Origin of the sequence: Paenibacillus chungangensis, from assembly GCF_042675905.1 — a bacterium.
Lineage (GTDB): Bacteria > Bacillota > Bacilli > Paenibacillales > Paenibacillaceae > Pristimantibacillus > Pristimantibacillus chungangensis.
In genome coordinates, this window is the sequence record NZ_JBHTJZ010000005.1 from 548,740 (window position 1) to 572,928 (window position 24,189).

The following is a 24,189-nucleotide window of genomic DNA, read 5'->3' on the forward strand; positions in this document are numbered from 1 at the left end:
AGGAGGAATGCCACATGTCTCTATTGTCTTCCGAGCGGCAACATATTCGTCATCCGGAGCTTGGGCTTAGCGATGAACAGGTTGTCGAGATGTATACATGGATGGTAACGGCGCGTATGTACGACGAGCGGATGCTGCTCCTTCAGCGCGCAGGCAAAATAAATTTTCACGTATCGGGGGTTGGCCAGGAAGTCGCGCAGGTGGCTGCGGCATTCGCGCTGGATCGCGATCAGGATTACTTCCTGCCTTATTACCGAGATTATGGATTCGTATTGTCCGTCGGAATGACGCTCAAGGAGCTGTTCCTGTCGGCGTTCGCCAAGGAAGAAGACCCCAATAGCGGCGGCCGTCAAATGCCGGGGCACTTCGGCTGCAAACGGCTCCGTATCGTGACGGGTTCGAGCCCGGTGACGACGCAGGTGCCGCACGCGGTCGGAATCGCGTTGGCAGCTAAGATGAAGGGGAAGAAACATGTATCATTCGTCACGTTCGGGGAAGGCTCCAGCAATCAGGGCGACTTCCATGAGGGATGCAACTTCGCTGGCGTACATAAGCTTCCAGTCATTCTCATGTGCGAGAACAATCAATACGCGATCTCCGTTCCGGTACATAAGCAAATTGCCGGCAAGGTAGCCGATCGCGCGCTCGGCTATGGCTTCCATGGGGAACAAGTGGATGGCAACGATGCGCTGGAGGTATTCCGAGTCGTCAAGGAAGCGCGTGAGCGCGCTATCGCCGGAGAAGGTCCTACATTAATCGAGGCGATGATGTACCGCCTCTCACCACATTCCACATCTGACAACGATCTGGTATATCGGACGAAGGAGGAAGTGGAAGAGAATCGTGCGAAAGACGGCATTCCCATCCTCCAAAGCTATCTGGTCAATTGCGGATTATGGGACGACGAGAAGGAAGCGCAGCTGAGAGCAGGCATTCGAAGCCAGCTTGACGAAGCGACAGTATACGCTGAGAAAGCTCCATTCCCGACGCCGGAATCGGTCTTGCTGCATGTATACGGTGACGATGTCAATGCAGGGAGGCAATCATAATGGCGAAAATGGATTATATTGATGCAATCCGCCTGGCGATGAAGGAAGAGATGGAACGAGACGAGGATGTATTCGTGCTGGGAGAGGATGTCGGTGTAAAGGGCGGCGTCTTCACAACGACAAAGGGGTTGTTCGAACAGTTCGGTGAGATGCGTGCGCTGGATACGCCGCTTGCGGAGTCGGCGATAGCGGGCGTGGCGATCGGCGCGGCAATGTACGGCATGAAGCCGATCGCGGAGATGCAATATTCTGACTTCATGTTCCCCGCAACGAATCAGATTATTAGCGAGGCCGCCAAGATCAGGTATCGGTCCAATAACGATTGGACCTGTCCAATCGTCATCAGAGCGCCGATCGGAGGCGGCGTATTCGGCGGACTGTATCATTCGCAATGTCCCGAGTCCGTCTTCTTCGGAACGCCTGGCTTGAAGATTGTGGCTCCATACCGTCCGTACGACGCGAAGGGGCTGCTTAAGGCGGCGATTCGCGATGACGATCCCGTCATCTACTTCGAGAACAAGAAGAGCTATAAGCTTGTGAATGGAGATGTGCCGGAGGACGATTACATTGTGCCGATCGGTCAAGCTAACTTGCTTCGTGAAGGAGAGGACATTACCGTTATTGGCTATAGTCTCCCGCTTCGCTTCGTCGAGGGCGCGGCAGAAGAGCTTGCTCAGGAGGGCATCAGCACTCATATTCTTGATCTTCGCACGCTGCAGCCGCTGGACAAAGTAGCGATATTGGAGGCCGTAAGGAAAACCGGTAAGGTACTGATCGTCCATGAAGACAACAAGACAGGAGGCGTAGGCGCCGAAGTAGCGGCAATTATCGCCGAGGAACTGCTGTATGAGCTGGACGCGCCCATTATGCGTCTGTGCGGACCCGATGTCCCAGCCATGCCGATCAATCCGCCGGGCGAGAAATTCTTCTTGTTGAATCAGGACAAGGTGAAAGAAGCAATGCGACAATTGGCGATATATTAGGGCAAGGATGGATTCGCTTGAACCGGATGGGAGCTGAAAGAAATGAGTAAAATAATCGAAATTCTGTTGCCGCAGCTGGCTGAATCGCAGGTGTCGGCCACAATCGACAAATGGCTGAAGCAGCCCGGAGATAGGGTGGAGATGTACGAGCCGGTGTGTGAAGTGTTGACCGATAAAGTGAATGCGGAACTGCCATCGACCGTATCAGGAACATTGAAGAAAATATTGGTCGGAAGTGGGGAGACGGTAGAAGTCGGTACGGCGATTGGCCTTATCGAGACGGAAGAATCCGCTCGCGATGAAGCGGATGCAAGCATAGCGCAGCAGCCTGCCATTGCCGGACATGCGGCACCGCCAGCGGCCGTAGAGGAGGAGAACGGATCGATGCGCAACCGATATTCCCCTGCCGTTCAGAAGTTGGCTGCGGAGCACGGCGTACGTTTGTCGGATCTAACAGGCACCGGGCTTGGCGGACGTATTACACGACAGGATATTCTGGCTTATGTCGCTTCCGGCGCTCACAAGTCAGCTCCCCCCGCACAGGATCGCGATCGTGGTGTGCAAGTGCGCTCCTCCGGCATTCATCTGTCGGAGACACCTCGCATTCCGAAAATAGAAATGGAGAGCTCTAGCACACCGGGCCGGGGCGAGACATTCATCGATGTTACGCCGATACGCAATAATATCGCGCGCAATATGCGTCAGAGCGTGAGCGAAATTCCTCATGCCTGGACCATGATCGAAGTGGACGTCACCAATATTGTCATGCTTCGCAACAATCTGAAGGACGAATTCATGAAGCGTGAAGGCATCAATCTGACGTATCTGGCTTTCCTGATCAAGGCTGTCGTCAATGCGATCAAGGATTATCCTATTATGAATGCTACATGGGCGGTCGATAAGATCATCGTCAAGCGGGACATTAACATATCGCTGGCGGTCGGTACAGAGGATTCCGTTCTGACGCCTGTCATCAAAAATGCCGATCTCAAAAACGTAGCGGGTATCGCAAAAGAAATCGACGAGCTGGCGCGCAAGACGCGTGAAGGCAAGTTAACGTTGTCCGATATGCAAGGCGGAACATTCACTGTGAACAATACAGGCTCGTTCGGCTCCATCTTGTCTTACCCCATTATTAATTATCCGCAGGCAGCGATACTGACATTCGAATCTATCGTCAAGCGGCCAGTCGTCATCGATGACATGATTGCCGTTCGTTCCATGGCGAATCTATGTCTGTCGCTGGATCACCGTATTCTGGATGGCGTCATCTGCGGACGCTTCCTGCAGCGGGTGAAGGACAACCTGGAAAGCTATAACATGGACAGCAAGTTATATTAATACAACTGAAGAAGGGGACAACCATGATGAAGAATACTTGTCATGGCGGGCCGGAGAGGGTGCTGGAGGCTCGGTATATCGGCAGTATGGTGGATTATGCCGAGGGATGGGAGCTTCAGAAGAAATACGTGAAGCAAATTGATCAGGGGGAGCGCGCGGAGACGCTGCTCCTTCTTCAGCATTCCCCAACGTATACGATGGGGACCGACCGCCATCCTGAACACTTGCTGCTGAACGAAGAACAGCTGAAAGAGAAGGGAATCTCGCTGTTCCAAATTGATCGCGGAGGCGACATTACTTATCACGGGCCAGGCCAACTGGTAGGTTATCCACTGCTCTATCTGGACACGGTAGGTCTGGATTTGCACGCGTACTTGCGCAGTCTGGAGCAGTCCATCATAGACTGGCTGGCGGAGCATGGTATAAAAGCGGGTAGAAAGCCTGAATATACAGGGGTATGGGTCGGAGATGAGAAGATTGCGGCGATCGGGGTGAAGTTCAATAGAGCCCGGAATAGAAAAGGGTTCATTACAAGCCACGGATTCGCTCTTAACATTGCTGAGGGTATTGCATCGGAAGGGTTCAGCGGCATTATTCCCTGCGGCATAGAGCAGTACGGCGTCACATCCTTTAACGCATTGACAGGCCTGTCGCTAACCGTAGAGGAAGCTGCCCATGGGCTGCTTCCCCACTTCGCCGGGCAGTTCCAATGCAAGCTACTAGAACAGGAAAAATGAGCTTGCTCCTGCCAGCAGTGTTGTAATTAGCAGCGCTGCTGCGACGATGATGGCGATGAGCCGAATCAGCTTCTGTTGACGCACGGGACAGATCTCCTTCCATATGAGCCATGATGCTCGACGATATATGTCCTATTGTAAACCAATATACGAACGGAGGAAACAGTCATGATTGAAAGAGAAAGATTGGTTGAGGAATTCATGGAGTTGGTGCGAGTGGATAGCGAGACAGGCAACGAAGGCGAAATCAGCCGGGTGCTGAAAGATAAATTTTCTTCATTGGGTTTGTCGTTGAAGGAAGACGATGCGGCGGAGAAAACAGGACACGGTGCGAACAACCTGTTCGCCAGCCTGGAAGCGACGTCTGAAGCCTCGGTTGCGCCCCCTATTTATTTCACGTGCCATATGGATACAGTAACACCAGGCGTCGGCATCAAGCCCCAGCTGGACGAAGACGGGTACATCCGGAGCGACGGCACGACGATATTGGGTGCGGACGACAAGGCGGGCATCGCTGCGCTCTTGGAAGCGATCAAGGTGCTGAAGGAGCAGGACATCAAGCACGGACCGGTCCAGTTCGTCATTACGGTAGGAGAAGAGTCGGGATTGTTGGGAGCCAGATCGCTGGATGCATCGCTCATGAACGCGAAGTTCGGTTATGCGCTGGATTCCAACGGCAATATCGGCGATATTGCCGTCGCGGCTCCGACACAAGCGAAGGTTACGATCGAGATGTATGGCAAATCGGCTCACGCAGGCGTTAATCCGGAAGATGGTATTAGTGCGATCCAGGTGGCGGCGAAGGCCATCTCGAAAATGCCGTTAGGCAGAATTGACGAGGAGACGACGGCCAATATCGGCAAATTCCAGGGCGGAGGAGCGACGAATATTGTATGCGATTATGTGAAGCTGGACGCCGAAGCGAGAAGCATTGATGATGAGAAGCTGAAGCGGCAGGTGGAAGCGATGCGTGAAGCGGTGGAAAGCGCCGCCAGTGAATGCGGAGCGAAGGCCAAGTTCCATAGCGACGTGATTTACCCTGCTTTCAAGTACGAGGAGAGCGATGATGTTGTGGCGCTTGCTCAGGAAGCGATACGGGCGATGGGACTTACGCCAAGCACGTTTCACTCCGGCGGCGGAAGTGACGCCAACATTTTCAACGGATTCGGCATCCCGACCGTCAATCTTGCTGTTGGCTATGAGCATATTCATACAACGAAGGAACAGATCAAAGTGGACGATCTGGTGAAAGCGAGTCGGCTGGTCGTAGAAATCGTGAAGCTGGCGGCTGAGCGTTCTTAAGGCGTTGGCTGTCCGGGCATTATTCGTTCCGGATGCCCATATCGGCCGGACGGCCAATCGCCGCGACGACCGGCGTTCGCAGGCAAGTGAACCGGAGCAGCGTATCATTGCCTGCAATGTCCATAAAGGCGGCCAGCTGCCGGCGAACTTCCCAGCCTTTTCCGATGAGGCGAATGTGCTTGTCGGTTACATATTGTTTCATGATGAATCCCCCTTGTGCTGTTTTGTTCATAGTTATGCGCCAGGGGGACAAGTTATGTGCTTGTGATCCGAATAACGACGAGGGAGAGAGTGGAATGGACAAGAAGCGGGAAATCTGGCAAGAGAAGACGATCCAGTCAGAACAAATTTTTCAAGGTCATATGATCTCGTTGCAGGTGGATACCGTGGCGCTGCCGGATGGGAAGAGCGCGAAGCGCGAGCTTGTGAAGCACCCCGGGGCCGCTGCCGTTATGGCGTTGCTGGACGGCAAGCTGCTGGTGGTGGAGCAGTTCCGCAAGCCGTTGGAGCGGAATCAGATCGAGATTCCGGCCGGCAAGCTGGATGCGAATGAAGATCCCATGGAAGCGGCGGCAAGAGAGCTCGAAGAAGAGACGGGATACCGTGCGAAATCGCTGAAGCTGTTGCGTGCATTTTACACCTCTCCGGGCTTTGCCGATGAGAAGCTGTATTTGTATGTGGCGACGGAGCTTGAGGCGGGAGAGGCTAATCCAGATGAGGATGAGGATCTGCTGGTGGAAGCCATTACGTTGGAACAAGCCGAAGCGTACATGGCGGAAGGCCGGATTAGCGATGCCAAGACGATTCTGGCGGTGTATGCCTGGAAGCTGTATGTGGCAACCGGCTCCTTCTGAGATCGCAGCTTTAATCGTTAAGCGAGGGTAAGGAAAGTCATACACGCACTGCTCCTCTCATAAGCTGTATAGACAAGCTCTCCATGTGCGAATCCCTGATTTCGATTAGAGGATCGGTTAGAGGCAGAGCTCTGTAGACAGACGGAGAGGAGCAGGAACGGCCGTGAAATATCATTATAACTTATACGTCTTTGTCACAGTTCTCTTTCTGGCAGGGGCCGTATTCGGTGTGCTGCTAGTTCATACGTTGACTCTGGAGCAGCAGCAAGATCTAGCCGGGGAGATCAGCCGTTATCTACAACTATTGAACAGCGGCAACGGTCTTGACCTTGAGCAATCCGACTATTTTTGGAGTCGACTGCTTTTCCATCTGAAATGGCTTTTTCTGGTCTATGCGCTGGGCATTACGGTCGTCGGTATACCAGCCGTTTTGGCATTGAACTTTCTGAAGGGCGTCGTGGTCGGGTTTACGATCGGCACCTTCGTGCTCCAGTATGCGTGGAGAGGACTAGCCTTCTCGCTTGTAGCCGTCATGCCTCATAATATGATCGTTATTCCTGCGATGATCGTCGTTAGCGCAGCTGCGATCAGCTTTGCAATGTTTGTTGTGAAGAATCGTCTACTTCGCCAGGAGGGGGCGTTGCCGCCGCAGTTGGGAGGCTATTCCTTGACAGCGGTATTGATGTTTTTGCTGTTCGCGGGAGCTGCGCTTTTCGAAGCATATTTGGCGCCATCTCTCATCCAGTGGGCATCCGGTTTCCTGTCCTCTGCAGACGGCATAATTTGACATTAATCGTTTGACTTTCTCCCATTCCAGCTCATATAATGATAAAATAATGCTCACTGGGTTATGGATCGTAGGGGGGAAGTCATGGAGTCCCGTATTGAGAGTATTAAAGAACAGCTGCAGTCCAAAGGCTACAAACTGACTCCGCAGCGAGAGGCAACGGTTCGCGTATTGCTGGAGAACGAAGAGGATCATCTGAGCGCCGAGGATGTGTTCATGCTGGTGAAGGAGAAGGCGCCGGATATTGGCCTTGCTACCGTCTATCGGACGCTGGAGCTACTGAGCGAGATTAGCGTTGTCGAGAAGATGAACTTCGGGGACGGAGTGGCAAGATACGACCTTCGTACGGACAGCAGCAAGCATCATCATCATCATTTGATTTGTGTGCAATGCGGCTCTATGGAAGAGATCAAGGACGACTGGCTGCTTTCTTTGGAGGAGCGTCTGGAGAAGGAATTTCAATTTTTTGTTTCGGATCACAGGCTGGATTTTCAGGGTATATGCCGCCATTGCCGGAAGAATAGCGACGAATCGGTTTCCCATTAGAAACGGTTATGCTTTCCCCTTATTTTTTGGAGGAGGCGTAATCGTTTTTGCTTTTTTATCGCTTCGCCAGCTCCCATTACATAATATAACTACTAGCTGGAGATGGTATCGCTTAGAAGTATTCGAAGGAGGAGATGAGATGAATATTGGCATTCCGAAGGAGATCAAGCAAAGTGAATATCGGGTTGCTATCACGCCAGCAGGAGTCACGTTGCTGCGCGCGGCAGGGCATGAAGTAATTGTGGAGCGCAGAGCAGGCGAGGGCAGCGGGTTCCCGGACGATGATTATATGCGGGAAGGTGCGCTCATTGCTTCGGAGGCGGAGGAGGTGTGGGCGAGGAGCGATATGGTGATGAAGGTGAAAGAGCCTCTCCAGGAGGAATTCGGCTACTTCCGAAAGGGTCTGTTACTGTTCACCTATCTTCATCTGGCGGCTGCCCCAGAGCTGACGAAAGCGCTTATCGATGCCGGAGTTACCGGTATCGCGTATGAGACGATTCAACTCGATAACGGCAGCTTGCCCCTGCTTACGCCGATGAGCGAAGTAGCCGGACGGATGGCAGTTCAAGTGGGCGCTCAATTCCTGGAAGCCTTCAATGGTGGTCGAGGCGTATTGTTAGGCGGTGTGCCCGGTGTGCCTCCGGCCGAGGTTGTTGTCATCGGAGGCGGAATCGTCGGTACGAATGCGGCGCGAATCGCACTTGGCATGGGAGCAAATGTCGTTCTTCTGGAGAAGAGTACGGATCGCATGCGTTACCTGGACGATGTGTTCGCGGGGCGCATACGCACGTTGATGTCCAGCCCTTATCATATCGCCGAGGCGGTCAGGGCAGCCGATCTCGTTATTGGGGCTGTCCTGATTCCGGGCTCGAGAGCTCCACATTTGGTGACCGAGGATATGGTCATGCAGATGAAGAAGGGGGCAGTTATCGTTGACGTAGCCGTCGATCAAGGCGGATCGATCGCCACGGTCGATCGTCCGACGACGCACAAGGATCCGGTCTACGTGAAGCATGGCGTAATCCACTATGCTGTGGCTAATATTCCTGGTGCTGTGCCACGTACATCCACGTTCGCATTGACGAATGTCACGATGCCTTATGCCCTTCAGCTCGCGAATGAAGGGGCGGCGGCGGTAAGGAAGCACACGCCACTTCTGAAGGGAGTCAATACGATAGGAGGTCAAGTGACGAACGAAGGTGTGGCGCTCGCGACAGGGTATGCCTATTCGCCTCCGGAGCAGTGGTTGAGTACGATCCCGTAATAGATATTGGATTTAGGACTAATTGCATCTCTCTAGGCATAAGGTGGTAGGGACAACCTTAAGGGGGGTGATGGATGTATGATCGTATCGATTCGCAAGTGGATCGGGAGAATATTGTTCTTGCTCCTGTTTTCCATGCTGCTCATCATTGTCACAGTAGGTTACAGATGGCTTGTTGAAGTCGTATCGCCCATTCATCCTTACAAGAAGCCGGAAGGTCATGCGATGAAAGTTTTCGACGTAGATCCTGAATTTCCTGAGGGCGGCAATGCCGCCGATCGTTTGAGATGGTTTTATTGGTATGGCGAATAAGACAGGCAGGAATTACCGTGTCGAGTGTTGAATCTTTCTTGGGAGAATTGTCAACTTGCCGTTGAATGGATAATCGAGAGGGATATTAACATGAAGGCTGAATTAAAGCAGTACTTTGAATTTCTAACGGATAAAGGACGACTGACAGAAAGCTCTATGGTGTCCTATGAGAGAGACTTGCATGCGCTGTCGCTGCATTTGGAGTTGCAAGGCGTCGAAGGGTGGGACGGCGTGCAGCGACATCACCTGTCGAAGTTCATCCATACGCTGAAAGAACAGGGGCGGAAGGCTGCTACGATCTCCCGCCACATCGTCTCCATTCGCGCTTTTTTCCAATATATGCAGATGAACGGATATCTTAATGGTGATCCCTCTATCTATCTGGAAGCTCCGCGATGGGAGAAGAAGCCGCCGACCGTATTGACGGAAGCAGAGATGAATGCGTTGCTTGAAGCGCCGGATACGACAAGCCATGCAGGAAAGCGGGACAAGGCGATGCTGGAGCTGCTATACGCTACAGGCATTCGCGTATCGGAACTTGTATCGCTCAATCTGGAGCATATGCATATGGCGCTCGGGTATCTACAATGCTCCTCCGGCATGAAGGAGAGGATTGTACCGTTCGGGCGGCATGCGGCTGCTGCAGTAGAAGCTTATTTGGACGAGGGAAGGGACGGCTTGCTGAAAGGTCGTGCTTGCGATTCCGCGATGTTCCTTAACCATCTTGGCACACGGATGACTAGACAGGGCTTCTGGAAAATGCTGAAGAAGTATGCGAGGGAAGCAGGCATTGGTGAGGAGATCACTCCCCACACGTTGCGTCACTCTGTGGCCGCTCATCTGTTGAATCATGGAGCAGATGCGAGAGCCGTTCAGGAGATGATGGGGCATGCCGACATTGCGACGACGCTCAAATATTTGCATGGCCATAAAGCTCGCCTGAAGGATGTCTACACAGGAGCGCATCCGCGCGCCTAACGATAGAAGAGAGAAGGGGGCGTCATCATGACATTTCAACGAATAGCCGTTATCGTGCTGGATAGTGTAGGAATAGGCGCATTACCGGATGCGCATGCCTTCGGCGATACTGGCTCGCACACACTGGGCCATATCGTGGAGAAGGTACCGCAGCTGCAACTTCCGAATATGAGAAGCTGGGGACTGGACCGTATTGCGGATATCTCCGACTGGAAGCCCGCGGACGGCACACCTGGAGCCTATTACGGAAAAATGGCCGAGAGCTCGGTGGGAAAAGATACGATGACGGGACATTGGGAACTGATGGGGCTGAACATCACCGTTCCGTTCCAGACCTTCCCCGAAGGATTCCCGGAGGAGCTGATTGCTCGCTTCGAGGAGCTGACGGGACGCCCCGTTATCGGCAACAAGCCTGCTAGCGGCACAGTCATTCTGGACGAACTCGGTGCCGAGCAGATGAATAGCGGAGCGTGGATTGTGTACACGTCGGCGGACAGTGTGTTCCAAATTGCCGCTCATGAGGATATTATTCCGCTTGAAGAATTGTATAAAGCTTGCGAGACCGCCAGAGAACTGACAAGAGACCCAAGATTCACAGTGGGCAGAGTGATCGCCAGACCTTATATTGGCGAGCCGGGCGCTTTCAAACGGACTCCGAACAGACATGACTATGCATTGAAGCCGCCGCAACCGACGGTGCTGAACGGGCTGAAGGACCATGGCTTTGACGTTATTGCAATAGGTAAGATTAATGATATCTTTGACGGAGAGGGCATTACTGCGACAACGCCTACGAAGAGTAACTCGGATGGCATTGTTCGCACGCTGCAGCAGCTGAAGGAACCGTTCCGGGGCCTGCTGTTCACGAACCTTGTAGATTTCGATTCCTTGTACGGCCATAGAAGAGACCCTGAAGGTTATGCACGGGCGCTCCAGGAATTCGACGCTTCTCTGCCGGAACTGGCTGGCAGCATCGGCCCACGTGATCTGCTCGTTGTAACTGCGGACCATGGGAACGATCCTACCCATCCCGGCACGGATCATACACGGGAGTATGTTCCCATCCTGCTCTACAGTCCGGCTTTCAACAACCCCGGCGCCTTACCGACCAGGGAGACCTTCTCTGACCTCGGAGCTACAATTGCGGATAACTTCGGCATTGCCGCTCCGCCGAACGGCAAGAGCTTTCTAGCGCAATTAAAGCTATAATAAAGAGATGAACTTCAAGGAGGATATAGACATGATGCAAGTAGTAACTGCGCAAGGCGTTAATGAAGCGGCACAGTATATAAAGGAGCGGATCTCCGTACAACCGCAAATCGGTCTTATCATGGGCTCTGGATTAGGCGTGCTGGGCGAGCATCTGGAGAATGCGGTCGTCATTCCTTACGATCAGATTCCGCATTTTCCGATCTCCACAGTCGAAGGACACGCGGGAGAATTGATGATCGGTATGCTGTCCGGCAAGCCTGTCGTGCTTATGCGCGGCAGATTCCATATGTATGAAGGCTACGGACCTGAGCTGACGGCATTTCCCGTTCGGGTAATGAAAGCGCTAGGCGTCTCAAGCTTGCTTGTCACCAATGCGGCGGGAGGCATCAACCTTCACTTTGCTTCAGGCAACCTGATGCTGATCTCCGACCATATTAACCTGACCGGCAAGAGTCCGCTCATCGGGCCTAATGAAGAATCTTTCGGTCCCAGATTCCCGGATATGTCAGAAGCATACAGTACGCGTCTGCGCAAGCTGGCGATGGAGGTGGCGAAAGAAGAGGATATTTCGCTTCAGGAAGGCGTATATGTCGGATTGCTGGGACCTTCCTATGAGACGCCTGCAGAAATTCGGATGCTGCGAACGCTGGGGGCAGATGCTGTCGGAATGTCCACTGTAGCCGAAGTGATCGCTGCCAGACACGCCGGTCTGGAGGTTGTAGGCCTATCGTGCATTAGCAATATGGCGGCGGGTATATTAGACCAACCGCTGTCGCATTCAGAGGTTATGGAGACGACGGAGCGGGTGAAGTCCCAGTTTTTAGGACTCGTAACGTCATTAATCGCCAGAATCTAACGGTACTGTAACACAATTGTAACATTTGGCTCGACTCATTGTGACAGTGTTCAGTGACCTCTTCGTCGTATAATGTCCATGATCTAAGAAAAATGGTGGAGAGGACGAGTCATGGACAAGCAATTGCTGCTGCAGCTTGAGGAGCTGCGCAATGAGATGGTTGAGACGGCATTAATTGAAAAAGATTTGCTGCATCGCGATGTGCTTATATTAAGCCAGTCGCTGGATGAGCTCATCGTTCAGATACAGTGGGAGAGACGCCCTAAGCGGCGGGCTAACTAGAGAACTTAGCGACAGGAGGGGTCCGCATGCGATCTGTGGAGCTGATCGGCAAGAAGCGGGACGGCGGGGAGCTGTCTTCGGCGGAAATTCTACATTTGATGCGTGGATACGTCAGCGGCGAAGTGCCGGATTATCAGATGGCTGCGTGGGCAATGGCTGTGTATTTCCGCGGTATGACCGTTGATGAGACAGCCGCATTGACATTGGCGATGGCGCAATCAGGCGACCAGGTGAACCTGGACGGCATACAAGGCGTGAAAGTGGACAAGCACAGTACGGGGGGAGTCGGCGATAAGACGACGCTCATCATCGCGCCCCTTGTTGCTGCCGCCGGTGTACCAGTCGCCAAAATGTCGGGCAGAGGATTGGGACATACCGGTGGCACGATCGATAAGCTGGAATCTATTGCAGGCTTTCAGATCGAGATGACGCGGGAGCAATTCTTGAACCAGGTAAACGAGATCGGACTGGCTGTCATTGGCCAAAGCGGCAATCTGACTCCTGCGGACAAGAAGCTGTATGCGCTTCGTGATGTTACGGGCACGGTGGAATCCATGCCGCTTATCGCCAGTTCGATCATGAGCAAGAAGATTGCCGCTGGAGCGGATGCTATCGTGCTTGATGTGAAGATGGGCAGCGGAGCATTCATGAAAACGCTGGATGCGGCAGAAGAGCTTGCCAGGACGATGGTGGAAATCGGAAACCATGTCGGCCGCAGCACTTCGGCGATTATCAGCGATATGGATCAGCCGCTCGGCTTCGCCATCGGTAATGCGATTGAGGTGGCAGAGGCGGTTCGAACACTGCAAGGCGACGGTCCTGAAGATCTGACGGAGTTGTGTCTGACGCTTGGCTCGCATATGGTCGTTCTTGGCGGGAAGGCCGGCAGCTTGCAGGAAGCGCGTAAGCTGCTGGAAGACAAGCTGAGCAGCGGTGAGGCGCTTGGCAAATTCCGTGAGCTAATAGCGGCGCAAGGCGGAGACGTGTGCATCGTGGACAATCCGGAGCTGTTGCCCCAAGCGGAACGATTAATTGCAGTGAAGGCGTCTCATTCGGGCTATGTGCAGGCGATCGAGGCGGAGCAGCTCGGCCTGGCTGCCATGGGTCTAGGCGCTGGGAGGGCGACGAAGAATGATGCAATCGATTATGCCGTCGGTATTACGCTCCGCAAGAAGGTTGGCGACCATGTGGAAGCGGGTGATACGCTGGCAATGCTGCATGCGCAGTCTCACAGCGAAGCGCTGGAGGAGCGGATCGCCCAGGTTCGAGACGCTTATACGCTTCAACAAGAGAAGCCCCGGCAGCGACCGCTGCTGCTATCCATCGTCACAGCGGAAGGCATTGAACGTTTAGCTGAATAACACATCCCAAGGAACCTCAATTTCCAATTCGATACGGAGACTGAGGTTCTTTTCTTTTTTCTTTGCAATTAAAGTGATGCCCTGAAAGCGATAATTGCTTTAAAGTATCCGAGCCAAACAAGCCCACCTACCACCGTTCCAACAACCTGATAGAGACTAAGAGATTTTTAGGCTTTATAGCAACCCTTACAGAAGGAATATTTTTCATGCGGATTGTAAACACTAAAAAGGAAAATATAGCCTTAGTTCAGGAGGGACATTCTTTGAAAAAACGATTACTCTCGCTTATGGCGCTTGCGCTCGCTTGCGCGATGGCGCTGCCCGCGGCGGTCTGGGCCGAGGAGGCGACTCCCGTCAGCGAGAACGGGAATGCGGCTGCTGTTCCGGATCTGGCTCCGTCCGCACGTTCGGCTGTATTGATGGATGCGGATAGCGGAACGGTTATTTTCGAGAGGAATAGCCACGATAAGCTGCCGCCGGCTAGCATTACGAAGATTATGACGATGCTGCTCATTATGGAAGCGCTGGAAGATGGGAAAATCAAGCTGACAGATATGGTACGTACGAGTGAGTATGCGGCTTCCATGGGAGGATCACAAATATTCCTGGAGCCAGGCGAGGAAATGAGCGTCGAGGATATGCTGAAGGGCATCGCGCTCGCATCCGGCAATGACGCTTCGGTTGCAATGGCTGAGAAGCTGGCGGGAACGGAGGACAATTTCGTCGCGATGATGAATACGCGGGCAGCGGAGCTCGGCATGAAGGATACTCGCTTTACCAATGCGAACGGCTTGCCTACCGAGAATCAATACACCTCGGCGCACGACATCGCAATTATGTCCAGAGAGTTGCTAAAGTACAATGATGTAATTAAATATACGGGGCTGTATCAGGACTATTTGCGCAAAACATCCGATAAGCCATTTTGGCTCGTCAACACCAATAAGCTTGTGAGGTTCTATAGCGGCGCGGACGGGTTGAAGACGGGCTATACGAGCGAAGCGAAGTACTGTTTGTCTGCAACGGCCAAACGCGACGGCTTGCGCGTCATTGCTGTAGTGATGGGGGAGCCTACTACGAAGCAGCGCAATACCGAAGTGTCGGCGATGTTTGATTACACCTTTTCCCAGTATATGAACTATCCCATCGTCCAGCAGGGTGACGAGCTTGGTTCGCTTCACATCGAGAAGGGGATGGAGTCTAGGTTGAAGCTGAATGCCGAACGTCCTTACAGCGTATTGCTGAGGAAGGGCGGGAGCGTGGAGCATATCCGCCATGAGCTGGTCATGGAAGGCGAGCTGAAGGCTCCTGTGAAGAAAGGACAGCCGATCGGTAAGCTGATTGTCTATCAAGGCGACGAGGTGCTGAAGGAATATGAACTACTAGCGCCGGAATCCGTTGATAAGGCGACGTGGTGGAGACTGCTTAAGCGATCTGCAGCCGGATTGTTTCAATAAGGGCTTGTTCCATTTTGTCAGGTCGTAGCGGTATGCTTCTAGTTTTGTCGTTGAGAAGGAATGTGGTACTGCAATGGAGAATTGCTAGATCTATCCGCGAGGAGAATCCATTACCTTGAGGGAGAGTGCGACATGAGTCTGCGAACCGAACTGGAGCATTACCGCAATACGCTGATTGTGCGTTTGTACGGCGAGTTGGACCATCATACGGCGAATATTGTCCGATTCAAGATGGAAGAAGCGCTTGTCCGCCATAACGCGCATCACGTGATCTTAAGCCTGAAGCATTTGCAATTCATGGATAGCTCCGGGCTTGGTGTTATTCTTGGCAGGTACAAGCAAGTGAAGGGCAAGGGCGGACGAATGGTTGTCTGCGATGTGAACCCCAATGTGCGGCGGTTGTTCGAACTGTCGGGGCTGTTCAAGATTATCGAAGAGCATGACAGCGAACGCAGTGCGATTACCAGTCTGGAGGTGGTGTCATGAAAGGGACTAACGAAATGAAGCTTTTGTTTAGCGCCCGATCGGAGAATGAAGCCTTCGCCAGGGTCGCGGTTGCTGCATTCGTCTCACAGCTTGATCCGACAATGGAAGAGCTGAACGATCTGAAGACTGCCGTGTCTGAAGCCGTGACGAATGCCATTATTCACGGTTATGATAATGACGGCAAGCGTCAAGTGTGCGTCGAGGGTGTTATCGACCAAGACAGAGTGACGATTATCGTCTCGGACGAAGGCAGCGGAATCGAAGATCTGGAACTGGCCAGGCAGCCTCTCTATACGTCGAGACCGGAACTGGAGCGCTCTGGCATGGGCTTTACGATCATGGAGAACTTCATGGATCAGTTCGAGGTGAGCAGTAAAGTCGGAGGGGGAACCCGGGTAGCGATGATGAAACGTATCGAATCAAAAAAAGCGCTCTACAATTAGGGCATAGGGGTTGAGCCTCATGGATGTCGATTTGAAGCAAACAGCCCAGCCGTACTTGGATGACGCAGAAGTGAAGCGGCTAATCGCACTAAGCCAATCCGGCGATACGGTGGCGAGGGATACGCTGGTAGGGAGCAATATCCGGCTTGTATGGTCTGTCGTTCAGCGCTTCATGAATAGGGGCTATGAGCCGGAAGACCTGTTCCAAATCGGCTGTATCGGATTGTTGAAGTCGGTAGACAAGTTCGATCTGTCCTATGACGTGAAATTCTCTACTTATGCGGTGCCGATGATCATTGGAGAGATACAGCGGTTCCTTCGCGATGACGGCACGCTTAAGGTGAGTCGCTCGCTGAAGGAGACGGCGAACAAGGTTCGCAAGATGAAGGATGAGCTGTCCAAGACGCTCGGAAGGCTTCCGACGGTCAGCGAAGTGGCGGAGCGGCTCGGCATTACGCCGGAGGATGTCGTATTCGCGCAGGAAGCCAACAAGCCTCCAACGTCGATTCACGAGACTGTATTCGAGAATGACGGAGATCCCATTACGCTGATGGATCAGATCGCGGACGAATCCGGCGAACGCTGGTTCGACAAGCTGGCGCTTATCGAAGCGATTGAAGGCTTGAACGAACGCGAGCGGCTCATCGTCTTCTTGCGGTATTACCGGGACAAGACGCAGTCCGAGGTGGCCAGCAGGTTAGGCATCTCGCAAGTGCAGGTATCCAGGCTGGAGAAGAAAATATTGCAGTCCATTCGTGACCAAATCGCGCTTTAAGCGATTTGGTCTTTCCTTTTTTTACATCGACATGTATGACTATCCTGAGCATCCTTATCTCATACTAATCAGGAATCAGATGCCATACTACTGGCAGAAGGGATGATGGCGGATGAGCGGTGCCAGCCCAGTCCTCTATCTTCGGCTCAAAAAAAGAATAGACATCAAGCCGTTGCATACTGTCACGCTGGGCCAGGCAGCCAGGCTGCTCCTGGAGGACAAGGAGCTGCATTCCGCTCTAGCGGAGCTGCCGCTGTACGAGCATCGAAGGTCAGACGGCAATCGTGTCGTCATTGACGTGCTTCAAATCGTAAAAGTCGTGCGCGAGGCGGTTCCTGGCATGACAGTGGAAGTGTACGGCGACCCTCAAGTGCTGCTCATGGTGGCTGAGAAGCCGATGAAGCCCCGTTACATCTTACTAGCCGTCAGCTGGCTGCTTCTGTTCTTTGGGGCAGGGCTTGCGATAATGAATTTCCATACTGATGTCAGCATGAAGGAGGTTCATATCCGCATTGCTGAGCTAGTTACAGGCGAGCGTGACGAGCATCCGTTATGGCTGCAGATCCCGTATTCGTTGGGGCTCGGTCTCGGCATGGCGTTGTTCTTCAATCATATATTCCGCAAGCGACTCAACGAGGAGCCCAATCCTCTGGAAGTGGAGTTGTATATGTATCAAGAAAATCTGAATCAATACGTTATAGCGGATGAAATAAGTAAGCGCGCCGAAAACGAGAAAAGGCGGGGAGGTGGACATGAGTGAGTGGTTGTTGCATTTGTTCATCGCCACGCTTGGCATAGCGGGCGGTCTGGCGGTAGGAAGCGGTCTGGTCGCGCTCTTGATTGTCTTCGATCTGGTGCCGCGGCTGGCCCAGTTGACCAGAGCGTTCCGTATGTCCGCCTGGTTCGAGAGCGCCATCGTAAGCGGTGCGCTATACTGGACATTCGCGGACTTCCTGGACTGGAAGCTGCAGCTGCCTGCGCCCTTGTTCCTGAGCGGCATCGGACTGCTGGACGGCATGTTCATTGGTATGCTGGCCGCTGCGCTGACGGAAGTGATGAACGTATTGCCAATACTGGCCAAGCGTCTGAGGCTGTCTCATTATATGATAGCGTTCGTCATGGCGATGGTGCTGGGCAAGACGATCGGATCTCTGTTCGATTGGCTCATCTTTCAATGGAATTAATTAAGCAACGAGGTGATAGGGCATGTCAGATTGGAATCGGGGAGAGGAACAACAGGAGTCGCCCGAACGGGAACTGCCGCTGCCGGAAGATATGATTCCCGGCATGGAGCCGCGGGAAGGGGGGGACGGGGTGGAACTGGGTGGCTGGAGTAAGCCGTCCGGAAGTTCTTCTGGCAAGGAAGGGCAAGAAGCGAAGAAGGAATCGATTCCCCGTGAACTTGATCAAGTGTTGAAGAAGCTGGAAGAGGAGATGGGCCTTGGGGTCAGCTTCGACCTTGTGATCCGGGAGATGACGTTCGGCAATCGGAAGACGGCATTATTTTGCATGAACGGGCTTGTCAAAGACGAGCTGCTGACGGAGATTATTAAGCGACTCACTTACTTGCAGGCTGAGGATATTGACAGCGATGCGCTGCAAGCGTTCCTGGATCTCTATGTTCCGGCTGCGCAGGTGAATAAGCACGACGACTGGATCAAGCTGATGACGCTCGTTCTGTCAGGAGCGACCGCGTTGTTCATCGATGGCGAGCCGAATGCACTTATTGTGGACGCCAAAAATTACCCGGCTAGAGGATTGGAAGAACCCTCGACCGAAAGAGTGGTGCGTGGGGCCCGCGACGGATTCAACGAGACGATGCTTGTGAATGTATCGCTCGTGCGCAGAAGGCTCCGAGATCCAAAACTTCGATACGAGTTGATGCAAGTAGGCGAGCGGACGAAGACAGACGTATGTGTGGCTTACATTGAAGATATTGCAGATGAAGAGCTGGTGAAGTCGATCAAGCATAAGATCGGGATGGTTAAGCTGGATGGTCTGCCGCTGGCGGATAAGCAGCTGGAAGAAGCAACGATCAAGCGTGGCTGGAGTCCGTTCCCGCTCGTTCGTTACTCTGAACGTCCCGATACGGTTGCCTCGCATCTGCTGGAAGGCTCCGTCGCCGTATTCGTAGATACGTCGCCCAGCGTCATGACGCTGCCGACCACATACACCGACCTGATGCAGCACGCTGAGGAGAATCGGCAGACACCGACGATCGGAACCTACTTGAGATGGGTGCGGTTCATCGGCATATTGATGTCGTTATTCATGCTGCCGTTATGGCTGCTATTCGTTATGCATCCAGAATACAAGCCGCCGATTATGGACTTCATCGGACCTAATGAAAAGGGGAAAATTCCGTTATTCGTTCAGTTCCTCCTAGCTGAGATCGGAATCGACCTGCTACGGATGGCGTCGGTGCATACCCCTACGTCGTTGGCGGCTGCGATGTCTCTGGTGGCGGCTATTCTCATCGGCGATATCGCTGTGAAAACCGGCGTATTCGTGAATGAAGTCATCTTGTATATGGCGATAGCGGCAATCGGCATGTTCGCGACGCCCAGCTATGAGCTGGGGCTGGCCAATCGGCTAGTCAGACTCACGCTTATCATGGCGGTAGCCGCCTTCAGTGTTCCAGGACTCGTCGTGGCGACGACGGCCATCTTCATCTTACTGGTGAAGGAGCGTTCTCTGAATCGGCCGTATATGTGGCCGATCATTCCGTTCGATGCCAGAGGGGTCTGGAACATTGTAGTGCGTCAGCCGGTGCTCTTTAACAGAAAGCGGCCTAATATTCTGCGCCCACAGCAGCAGGATAAGATGCCGAAATCGAATGATTAGTGCTTCTTTCATCGCTAAAAATGCAAATGAAATGCGAAATAATCCATTTCGGATCGTTGTCGATTGCGTTATACTGTTCCTATAGATGCAAATTAAATCCGTTCTATCCATGAAAGGATAGGGAAAGTCGAGGGGAAACAATGTATCTGCATGGAACAAGCAGAATTAACGACAAAGGTCATCTGGAGATTGGCGGATGCGACGCAACTGATCTGGCTGCCCAGTTCGGTACGCCATTATATATCATGGACGAGGCACTCGTCCGCCAGCGTGCGAGAGAATATGTAGAAGCATTCAAGGCATCCGGCTTGCCTTTCCAGGTCGCTTACGCAAGTAAAGCGTTCAGCGTCATGGCCATGTGCGCCATTGCGGAGCAGGAGGGCCTGTCGTTGGACGTCGTATCGGACGGAGAGTTGCACACGGCGCTGCAAGCGGGTTTTCCAGTGGAGCGCATCCACTTCCACGGCAACAACAAGACCCCTGACGAGATCAATATGGCGCTTGAGACTGGCATCGGCTGCTTCGTAGTGGACAACTTCCTGGAGCTGGAACTGCTGAATGCCCTTGCCGGCGACAAGGGCAAGAAGGTCAATATTCTGCTTCGGATTACGCCGGGCGTCGAAGCGCATACACATGATTACATTTCCACGGGACAGCAGGATTCCAAGTTCGGCTTCGACTTGGGCAATGGCGCTGCTAGAGAGGCAATCGGCAAAGCGCTGACACTGTCGAATCTAATCTTGCTTGGGGTTCATTCTCATATCGGATCGCAAATTTTCGAGGTGGAAGGCTTCCGCATGGCGGTCGACAAGGTCGCCCAGTTCGCAGTATCCATCCGCGAAGAATTGGATCTGACGTTCAAGGTGGTCAATCTAGGAGGCGGCTTCGGTATCCGTTACGTGGAGGGGGAGACTCCGCTTCCCATCCATCAATATGTTCAGGCGATTACGGACGCTGTCAAGTCTAACTTCTCCGATGCGAACTATCCGCTTCCAGAGATCTGGGTAGAGCCAGGCCGCAGCATGGTCGGCGACGCCGGTACAACGCTGTATACGATCGGGACAAGCAAGAATATCCCTGGCGTACGCAAATATATTGCCGTTGACGGAGGGATGACGGACAACCCCCGTCCGGCGTTATATCAGTCCCAGTACGAGGCAATTCTCGCCAATCGCGGAAACGCTCCGCTGGAAGAGACAGTCTCCGTAGCAGGCAAGTGCTGCGAGAGCGGTGACATGCTCATCTGGGATCTAGAGCTGCCTCAATCGGAGAGCGGCGATCTGCTCGCCGTATTCTGTACGGGCGCATACAATTATGCGATGGCCAGCAACTATAATCGGATTCGCCGTCCAGCTGTTGTGTTCGTCAAGGATGGCGAAGCAGATCTTGTCGTCAAGCGCGAGTCACTGGACAATATTGTGTGCAACGACGTGATTCCGGCAAGACTTCACAAATCGCCCCTTGCGAAATAGGGACAGAATTGGTAACGTAGTCTTATACGGACTATAGAAAGAGGGTAATGATAGCATGGCAAAACAAGCAAAAATTACGCTGGCAACAGGGGAAGAGATTATTCTGGAGCTATTCGATCAGGATGCTCCGAACACAGTTGCGAATTTCGAGAAGCTGTCGAACGAAGGCTTCTACAATGGCCTTACATTCCATCGCGTCATTCCGGGCTTCGTTGCTCAGGGCGGTTGCCCGGTAGGCAATGGCACAGGCGGCCCTGGCTATACCATCAACTGTGAGATCAACCCCAACAAGCACGAGCGCGGCACGCTTGCGATGGCGCATGCGGGACGCAATACAGGCGGCAGCCAGTTCTACATCTGCTACCAGCCACAACCGCATCTGGATGGCATGCACACCGTATTCGGCAAGGTAACAAAGGGCATGGAGTTTGTGGATGCGCTTAGCGGCGGCTCCAAGATGGACAAGGTGGTAGTAACGGAAGCGGAATAAAGGAATAGAATCTCCTCGCCCTCATCTTCGGATGGGGGCGAGTTTTGTAAAGTTCAATTATAATGCAGTTGATGTTTTTGCAGAATAGTGGTACGATGCATACTATAAAAATGAAAGTTTGCTTCTTCGGGGTAGGGTGAAATTCCCAACCGGCGGTGATCGGGCATAAAAAATTTGTCGGCGCAAGCCTTCAACTCTATTAGCTCGTAAGTCCGTGACCCGTCTCGACGTCTCGCTGCATCGTGCAGAGTGTCGCCGAGCGGTGGACCTGGTGAAAATCCGGGACCGACAGTATAGTCTGGATGGGAGAAGAAGGAACTTCGGCAATAGAAATTGCAGCAGCTACATTGTGCATTATTTCACCAATTACCCTTGACCAGTTGCCCGAAACGGGGGACTTTATTTGAGGTATGCATGCATCGTGATGGCGTTGTATTTAGCTGGCTCAACTATCATCCTCTATTTGCGATGAGCAAGCTTGTTTCCTATTGTCGAATTATCCTGACTGACACCCCCCGTCGGCAAGCTGGCCGTTAGGGGGTTTTTTGCGCACTTATGAAAGTTCTGAATGATAAGTATTACATGCAGCTGGCGCTCGAGTTGGCTGCTGGAGCAGAGGGACAGACCGGCATTAATCCGATCGTCGGTTGCGTTATCGTCAAGAATGGCAATATCGTCGGCATGGGGGCACACCTGAAGCGGGGCGAAGGACATGCGGAGGTGCATGCGCTCGCCATGGCGGGCGAGAAGGCGCGGGGCGCCACGGCGTATGTCACACTGGAGCCGTGCAGCCATCATGGCCATACGCCGCCTTGCGCGAACCGGCTTATCGATGCCGGGGTCGCGAAGGTTGTCGTCGCGGCTACCGATCCCAACCCGCAAGTGTCAGGGAGAGGGTTGCAGCGCTTGTTCGATAACGGCATTGTGGTCGTGTCGGGAGTGCTTCAGGAGCAAGCTGAGCGAATGAACGAGAAATTCAACAAGTACATTACGACAGGAATGCCGTATGTTACTTTGAAGACGGCGAGCACGCTGGACGGCAAGATCGCCGCCAGAACCGGTGACAGCAGATGGGTGACAGGTCCCGTTGCCAGGGAACAGGTACACACGCTGCGCCACCGGCATCAAGGCATTATGGTCGGGATCGAGACGGTTATAGCGGACGATCCATCCTTAACGACCCGGACGGCAACCCCAGGGCTGCATCCCGTTCGTATTGTAGCAGATTCCATGCTGCGATTGCCTTTAACGGCAAAGGTTGTATCGGACCGCACGGCCAGAACAATCATATTGACGACAGACAATAGCGATGCCGCCAAACGCGCCCAGCTGGAAGAAGCGGGAGTGGAGGTGCTGACTTGCGGCAGCGGTCCCCATATCGACTTGACTGTGGCTATGGAGCTGCTGGGTCGGCTGGAGATCGGATCCATCCTTCTGGAAGGCGGCGGTAGATTGAATGGTGCTATGCTGGAAAATGAACTAATCGATAAGGTGATCCTGTATTACGCAGCCAAAATTGTCGGAGGCCCCGTCGGTGCGTTCACCTTTCCTGGCATGGAACGAATGGCAGATGCCGTCAGACTGAGAGATGTGGAAGTGGACATGGCCGGAGAAGATATACGCGTCGTAGGTTATCCCGTCTATTCATCCGGGACCAGGTGAGAGGAGGAAGGACATGTTCACAGGATTGGTGGAAGAAGTAGGTGAACTGAAGAGCATTAGAAGACAAGGGGAAGCGATGGTGCTGACTCTACATGCAGCCAAGGTGTTGGAAGGCATTCAGCTTGGCGACAGCATCTCCGTTAACGGAGTATGCCTGACGGTCATCTCTTTCGACAGCCGCTCGTTCAGCGTTGATGTCATGCCGGAGACATATCGCCAGACAACGCTGCATGCATTAAGTCAAGGCGATTCTGTCAATCTTGAGCGGGCGATGCAAGCCGGCGGCAGATTCGGCGGACATATCGTGCAAGGACATGTCGATGGAACGGGTCGTATAGCGGGACGCACACGAGATGCGAACGCTGTCGTATTCACAATTGATCTCGACGATCGGGAGCAGCTTCGACATATACTGCCAAAGGGCTCCATCACGATAGACGGCATCAGCTTGACTGTAGTCGGAACGACGGATACGGCATTCACCATATCGATTATCCCGCACACGCTGGCCGAGACGGCGCTTCAGCATCGGCAGACCGGCGACAAGGTCAATATCGAGTGCGACATTATTGGTAAGTATGTGGATCATCTGTTGCATTTCAAGGGCAGAAGCGAAGGGTCGGGGGCATCCGCTTCGAAATCCGCTTTAACAGAGCAATATTTGGCCGAGCATGGCTTTATATGATATTTGGAGGA

The 24,189-nt window shown here is 53.1% G+C and carries 28 protein-coding genes and 1 riboswitch; of the genes, 26 read left to right on the plus strand and 2 right to left on the minus strand.

Going from position 1 to position 24,189, the window contains the following annotated elements:
• Positions 1–14: 14 nt before the first annotated feature.
• From ACFQ2I_RS04980 to lipB, 4 genes are read left to right on the plus strand one after another with little or no spacing between them, the layout of a single operon-like run.
• The gene (locus ACFQ2I_RS04980; RefSeq protein ID WP_377562545.1) at positions 15–1,049 is read left to right on the plus strand and encodes a thiamine pyrophosphate-dependent dehydrogenase E1 component subunit alpha; all 1,035 of its coding nucleotides are present in this window, start codon (positions 15–17) and stop codon (positions 1,047–1,049) included.
• Positions 1,049–2,032, plus strand: coding sequence for an alpha-ketoacid dehydrogenase subunit beta (locus ACFQ2I_RS04985; RefSeq protein WP_377562546.1), 984 nt, complete (start codon positions 1,049–1,051; stop codon positions 2,030–2,032). Before ACFQ2I_RS04980 ends, ACFQ2I_RS04985 begins: the two co-directional genes overlap by 1 nt.
• A gap of 42 nt (positions 2,033–2,074) precedes the next feature.
• Entirely contained in the window at positions 2,075–3,373 is a 1,299-nt protein-coding gene (locus ACFQ2I_RS04990) for a dihydrolipoamide acetyltransferase family protein (RefSeq protein ID WP_377562547.1), read from the plus strand.
• Positions 3,374–3,399: 26 nt separating this feature from the next.
• Positions 3,400–4,110 (plus strand): lipoyl(octanoyl) transferase LipB, encoded by a 711-nt coding sequence (gene lipB, locus ACFQ2I_RS04995; protein WP_377562981.1) that lies wholly within the window; start codon positions 3,400–3,402, stop codon positions 4,108–4,110.
• Here lipB and prli42 read toward each other — a convergent pair.
• On the minus strand, positions 4,093–4,194 hold the full coding sequence (gene prli42, locus ACFQ2I_RS05000) for a stressosome-associated protein Prli42 (RefSeq protein WP_377562548.1): 102 nt from the start codon (positions 4,192–4,194) through the stop codon (positions 4,093–4,095). The genes lipB and prli42 overlap by 18 nt on opposite strands.
• An 84-nt stretch (positions 4,195–4,278) precedes the next feature.
• On the opposite strand from prli42, the gene ACFQ2I_RS05005 reads away from it, so the two are divergent.
• The gene (locus ACFQ2I_RS05005; RefSeq protein WP_377562549.1) at positions 4,279–5,412 is read left to right on the plus strand and encodes a M20/M25/M40 family metallo-hydrolase; all 1,134 of its coding nucleotides are present in this window, start codon (positions 4,279–4,281) and stop codon (positions 5,410–5,412) included.
• Between the two features lie 19 nt (positions 5,413–5,431).
• Here ACFQ2I_RS05005 and mciZ read toward each other — a convergent pair whose 3' ends face one another.
• Positions 5,432–5,614, minus strand: coding sequence for a Z-ring formation inhibitor MciZ (gene mciZ / locus ACFQ2I_RS05010; protein ID WP_377562550.1), 183 nt, complete (start codon positions 5,612–5,614; stop codon positions 5,432–5,434).
• A 94-nt stretch (positions 5,615–5,708) separates the two neighbouring features.
• On the opposite strand from mciZ, the gene ACFQ2I_RS05015 reads away from it, so the two are divergent.
• From ACFQ2I_RS05015 to ribE, 21 genes are all read left to right on the plus strand, one after another.
• Positions 5,709–6,266 (plus strand): NUDIX domain-containing protein, encoded by a 558-nt coding sequence (locus ACFQ2I_RS05015; protein WP_377562551.1) that lies wholly within the window; start codon positions 5,709–5,711, stop codon positions 6,264–6,266.
• 163 nt (positions 6,267–6,429) lie between these two features.
• Complete coding sequence (gene spoIIM, locus ACFQ2I_RS05020) at positions 6,430–7,053, plus strand: stage II sporulation protein M (protein WP_377562552.1); 624 nt, start codon at positions 6,430–6,432, stop codon at positions 7,051–7,053.
• 84 nt (positions 7,054–7,137) lie between these two features.
• Positions 7,138–7,599, plus strand: coding sequence for a ferric iron uptake transcriptional regulator (gene fur / locus ACFQ2I_RS05025; protein WP_377562553.1), 462 nt, complete (start codon positions 7,138–7,140; stop codon positions 7,597–7,599).
• A gap of 139 nt (positions 7,600–7,738) precedes the next feature.
• Positions 7,739–8,863, plus strand: a complete 1,125-nt coding sequence (gene ald, locus ACFQ2I_RS05030) for an alanine dehydrogenase (RefSeq protein ID WP_377562554.1) — start codon at positions 7,739–7,741, stop codon at positions 8,861–8,863.
• A 78-nt stretch (positions 8,864–8,941) separates the two neighbouring features.
• Positions 8,942–9,175, plus strand: coding sequence for a DUF4227 family protein (locus tag ACFQ2I_RS05035; protein ID WP_377562555.1), 234 nt, complete (start codon positions 8,942–8,944; stop codon positions 9,173–9,175).
• A 90-nt stretch (positions 9,176–9,265) separates the two neighbouring features.
• The gene (locus ACFQ2I_RS05040) at positions 9,266–10,153 is read left to right on the plus strand and encodes a site-specific tyrosine recombinase (protein WP_377562556.1); all 888 of its coding nucleotides are present in this window, start codon (positions 9,266–9,268) and stop codon (positions 10,151–10,153) included.
• A gap of 27 nt (positions 10,154–10,180) precedes the next feature.
• Positions 10,181–11,362, plus strand: coding sequence for a phosphopentomutase (gene deoB / locus ACFQ2I_RS05045; RefSeq protein WP_377562557.1), 1,182 nt, complete (start codon positions 10,181–10,183; stop codon positions 11,360–11,362).
• Between the two features lie 31 nt (positions 11,363–11,393).
• Positions 11,394–12,221, plus strand: coding sequence for a purine-nucleoside phosphorylase (locus tag ACFQ2I_RS05050; RefSeq protein ID WP_377562558.1), 828 nt, complete (start codon positions 11,394–11,396; stop codon positions 12,219–12,221).
• 111 nt (positions 12,222–12,332) lie between these two features.
• The gene (locus ACFQ2I_RS05055) at positions 12,333–12,503 is read left to right on the plus strand and encodes an aspartyl-phosphate phosphatase Spo0E family protein (RefSeq protein ID WP_377562559.1); all 171 of its coding nucleotides are present in this window, start codon (positions 12,333–12,335) and stop codon (positions 12,501–12,503) included.
• A 26-nt stretch (positions 12,504–12,529) separates the two neighbouring features.
• Positions 12,530–13,864 carry a pyrimidine-nucleoside phosphorylase gene (locus ACFQ2I_RS05060; RefSeq protein WP_377562560.1) on the plus strand — a complete coding sequence of 445 codons (1,335 nt, stop codon included), beginning with the start codon at positions 12,530–12,532 and terminating at the stop codon, positions 13,862–13,864.
• A gap of 263 nt (positions 13,865–14,127) precedes the next feature.
• Entirely contained in the window at positions 14,128–15,321 is a 1,194-nt protein-coding gene (locus tag ACFQ2I_RS05065; RefSeq protein WP_377562561.1) for a D-alanyl-D-alanine carboxypeptidase family protein, read from the plus strand.
• A 132-nt stretch (positions 15,322–15,453) separates the two neighbouring features.
• The gene (gene spoIIAA, locus ACFQ2I_RS05070; RefSeq protein WP_377562562.1) at positions 15,454–15,807 is read left to right on the plus strand and encodes an anti-sigma F factor antagonist; all 354 of its coding nucleotides are present in this window, start codon (positions 15,454–15,456) and stop codon (positions 15,805–15,807) included.
• Positions 15,804–16,250: an anti-sigma F factor gene (gene spoIIAB / locus ACFQ2I_RS05075; protein WP_377562563.1), complete on the plus strand. Its 447-nt coding sequence runs from the start codon at positions 15,804–15,806 to the stop codon at positions 16,248–16,250. Before spoIIAA ends, spoIIAB begins: the two co-directional genes overlap by 4 nt.
• A 19-nt stretch (positions 16,251–16,269) precedes the next feature.
• Positions 16,270–17,025 (plus strand): RNA polymerase sporulation sigma factor SigF, encoded by a 756-nt coding sequence (gene sigF, locus ACFQ2I_RS05080; protein WP_377562564.1) that lies wholly within the window; start codon positions 16,270–16,272, stop codon positions 17,023–17,025.
• Between the two features lie 112 nt (positions 17,026–17,137).
• Complete coding sequence (locus ACFQ2I_RS05085) at positions 17,138–17,785, plus strand: stage V sporulation protein AA (protein WP_377562565.1); 648 nt, start codon at positions 17,138–17,140, stop codon at positions 17,783–17,785.
• Positions 17,778–18,209 carry a stage V sporulation protein AB gene (locus ACFQ2I_RS05090; protein WP_377562566.1) on the plus strand — a complete coding sequence of 144 codons (432 nt, stop codon included), beginning with the start codon at positions 17,778–17,780 and terminating at the stop codon, positions 18,207–18,209. The genes ACFQ2I_RS05085 and ACFQ2I_RS05090 overlap by 8 nt, the downstream gene beginning before the upstream one ends.
• Positions 18,210–18,231: 22 nt before the next feature.
• Positions 18,232–19,869, plus strand: a complete 1,638-nt coding sequence (locus ACFQ2I_RS05095) for a spore germination protein (protein WP_377562567.1) — start codon at positions 18,232–18,234, stop codon at positions 19,867–19,869.
• A 140-nt stretch (positions 19,870–20,009) separates the two neighbouring features.
• A complete protein-coding gene (lysA, locus tag ACFQ2I_RS05100) occupies positions 20,010–21,341 on the plus strand; it encodes a diaminopimelate decarboxylase (RefSeq protein ID WP_377562568.1) in 1,332 nt (443 codons plus the stop codon).
• 55 nt (positions 21,342–21,396) lie between these two features.
• On the plus strand, positions 21,397–21,831 hold the full coding sequence (locus ACFQ2I_RS05105; protein WP_377562569.1) for a peptidylprolyl isomerase: 435 nt from the start codon (positions 21,397–21,399) through the stop codon (positions 21,829–21,831).
• Positions 21,832–21,949: 118 nt separating this feature from the next.
• Positions 21,950–22,149: riboswitch (FMN riboswitch) on the plus strand.
• 237 nt (positions 22,150–22,386) lie between these two features.
• Entirely contained in the window at positions 22,387–23,493 is a 1,107-nt protein-coding gene (gene ribD / locus ACFQ2I_RS05110) for a bifunctional diaminohydroxyphosphoribosylaminopyrimidine deaminase/5-amino-6-(5-phosphoribosylamino)uracil reductase RibD (protein ID WP_377562570.1), read from the plus strand.
• 13 nt (positions 23,494–23,506) lie between these two features.
• Complete coding sequence (ribE, locus tag ACFQ2I_RS05115; RefSeq protein ID WP_377562571.1) at positions 23,507–24,178, plus strand: riboflavin synthase; 672 nt, start codon at positions 23,507–23,509, stop codon at positions 24,176–24,178.
• Positions 24,179–24,189 lie beyond the last annotated feature (11 nt).

Excerpts from the sequence above, each read along its gene's own strand:
- ACFQ2I_RS04980 (WP_377562545.1), top strand. The coding sequence starts at position 15 with ATGTCTCTATTGTCTTCCGAGCGGCAACATATTCGTCATCCGGAGCTT.
- ACFQ2I_RS04985 (WP_377562546.1), top strand. The coding sequence starts at position 1,049 with ATGGCGAAAATGGATTATATTGATGCAATCCGCCTGGCGATGAAGGAA.
- ACFQ2I_RS04990 (WP_377562547.1), top strand. The coding sequence starts at position 2,075 with ATGAGTAAAATAATCGAAATTCTGTTGCCGCAGCTGGCTGAATCGCAG.
- lipB (WP_377562981.1), top strand. The coding sequence starts at position 3,400 with ATGAAGAATACTTGTCATGGCGGGCCGGAGAGGGTGCTGGAGGCTCGG.
- ACFQ2I_RS05005 (WP_377562549.1), top strand. The coding sequence starts at position 4,279 with ATGATTGAAAGAGAAAGATTGGTTGAGGAATTCATGGAGTTGGTGCGA.
- mciZ (WP_377562550.1), bottom strand. The coding sequence starts at position 5,614 with ATGAAACAATATGTAACCGACAAGCACATTCGCCTCATCGGAAAAGGC.
- ACFQ2I_RS05015 (WP_377562551.1), top strand. The coding sequence starts at position 5,709 with ATGGACAAGAAGCGGGAAATCTGGCAAGAGAAGACGATCCAGTCAGAA.
- fur (WP_377562553.1), top strand. The coding sequence starts at position 7,138 with ATGGAGTCCCGTATTGAGAGTATTAAAGAACAGCTGCAGTCCAAAGGC.
- ald (WP_377562554.1), top strand. The coding sequence starts at position 7,739 with ATGAATATTGGCATTCCGAAGGAGATCAAGCAAAGTGAATATCGGGTT.
- ACFQ2I_RS05035 (WP_377562555.1), top strand. The coding sequence starts at position 8,942 with ATGATCGTATCGATTCGCAAGTGGATCGGGAGAATATTGTTCTTGCTC.
- ACFQ2I_RS05040 (WP_377562556.1), top strand. The coding sequence starts at position 9,266 with ATGAAGGCTGAATTAAAGCAGTACTTTGAATTTCTAACGGATAAAGGA.
- deoB (WP_377562557.1), top strand. The coding sequence starts at position 10,181 with ATGACATTTCAACGAATAGCCGTTATCGTGCTGGATAGTGTAGGAATA.
- ACFQ2I_RS05050 (WP_377562558.1), top strand. The coding sequence starts at position 11,394 with ATGATGCAAGTAGTAACTGCGCAAGGCGTTAATGAAGCGGCACAGTAT.
- ACFQ2I_RS05055 (WP_377562559.1), top strand. The coding sequence starts at position 12,333 with ATGGACAAGCAATTGCTGCTGCAGCTTGAGGAGCTGCGCAATGAGATG.
- ACFQ2I_RS05060 (WP_377562560.1), top strand. The coding sequence starts at position 12,530 with ATGCGATCTGTGGAGCTGATCGGCAAGAAGCGGGACGGCGGGGAGCTG.
- spoIIAA (WP_377562562.1), top strand. The coding sequence starts at position 15,454 with ATGAGTCTGCGAACCGAACTGGAGCATTACCGCAATACGCTGATTGTG.
- spoIIAB (WP_377562563.1), top strand. The coding sequence starts at position 15,804 with ATGAAAGGGACTAACGAAATGAAGCTTTTGTTTAGCGCCCGATCGGAG.
- sigF (WP_377562564.1), top strand. The coding sequence starts at position 16,270 with ATGGATGTCGATTTGAAGCAAACAGCCCAGCCGTACTTGGATGACGCA.
- ACFQ2I_RS05085 (WP_377562565.1), top strand. The coding sequence starts at position 17,138 with ATGAGCGGTGCCAGCCCAGTCCTCTATCTTCGGCTCAAAAAAAGAATA.
- ACFQ2I_RS05090 (WP_377562566.1), top strand. The coding sequence starts at position 17,778 with ATGAGTGAGTGGTTGTTGCATTTGTTCATCGCCACGCTTGGCATAGCG.
- ACFQ2I_RS05095 (WP_377562567.1), top strand. The coding sequence starts at position 18,232 with ATGTCAGATTGGAATCGGGGAGAGGAACAACAGGAGTCGCCCGAACGG.
- lysA (WP_377562568.1), top strand. The coding sequence starts at position 20,010 with ATGTATCTGCATGGAACAAGCAGAATTAACGACAAAGGTCATCTGGAG.
- ACFQ2I_RS05105 (WP_377562569.1), top strand. The coding sequence starts at position 21,397 with ATGGCAAAACAAGCAAAAATTACGCTGGCAACAGGGGAAGAGATTATT.
- ribD (WP_377562570.1), top strand. The coding sequence starts at position 22,387 with ATGAAAGTTCTGAATGATAAGTATTACATGCAGCTGGCGCTCGAGTTG.
- ribE (WP_377562571.1), top strand. The coding sequence starts at position 23,507 with ATGTTCACAGGATTGGTGGAAGAAGTAGGTGAACTGAAGAGCATTAGA.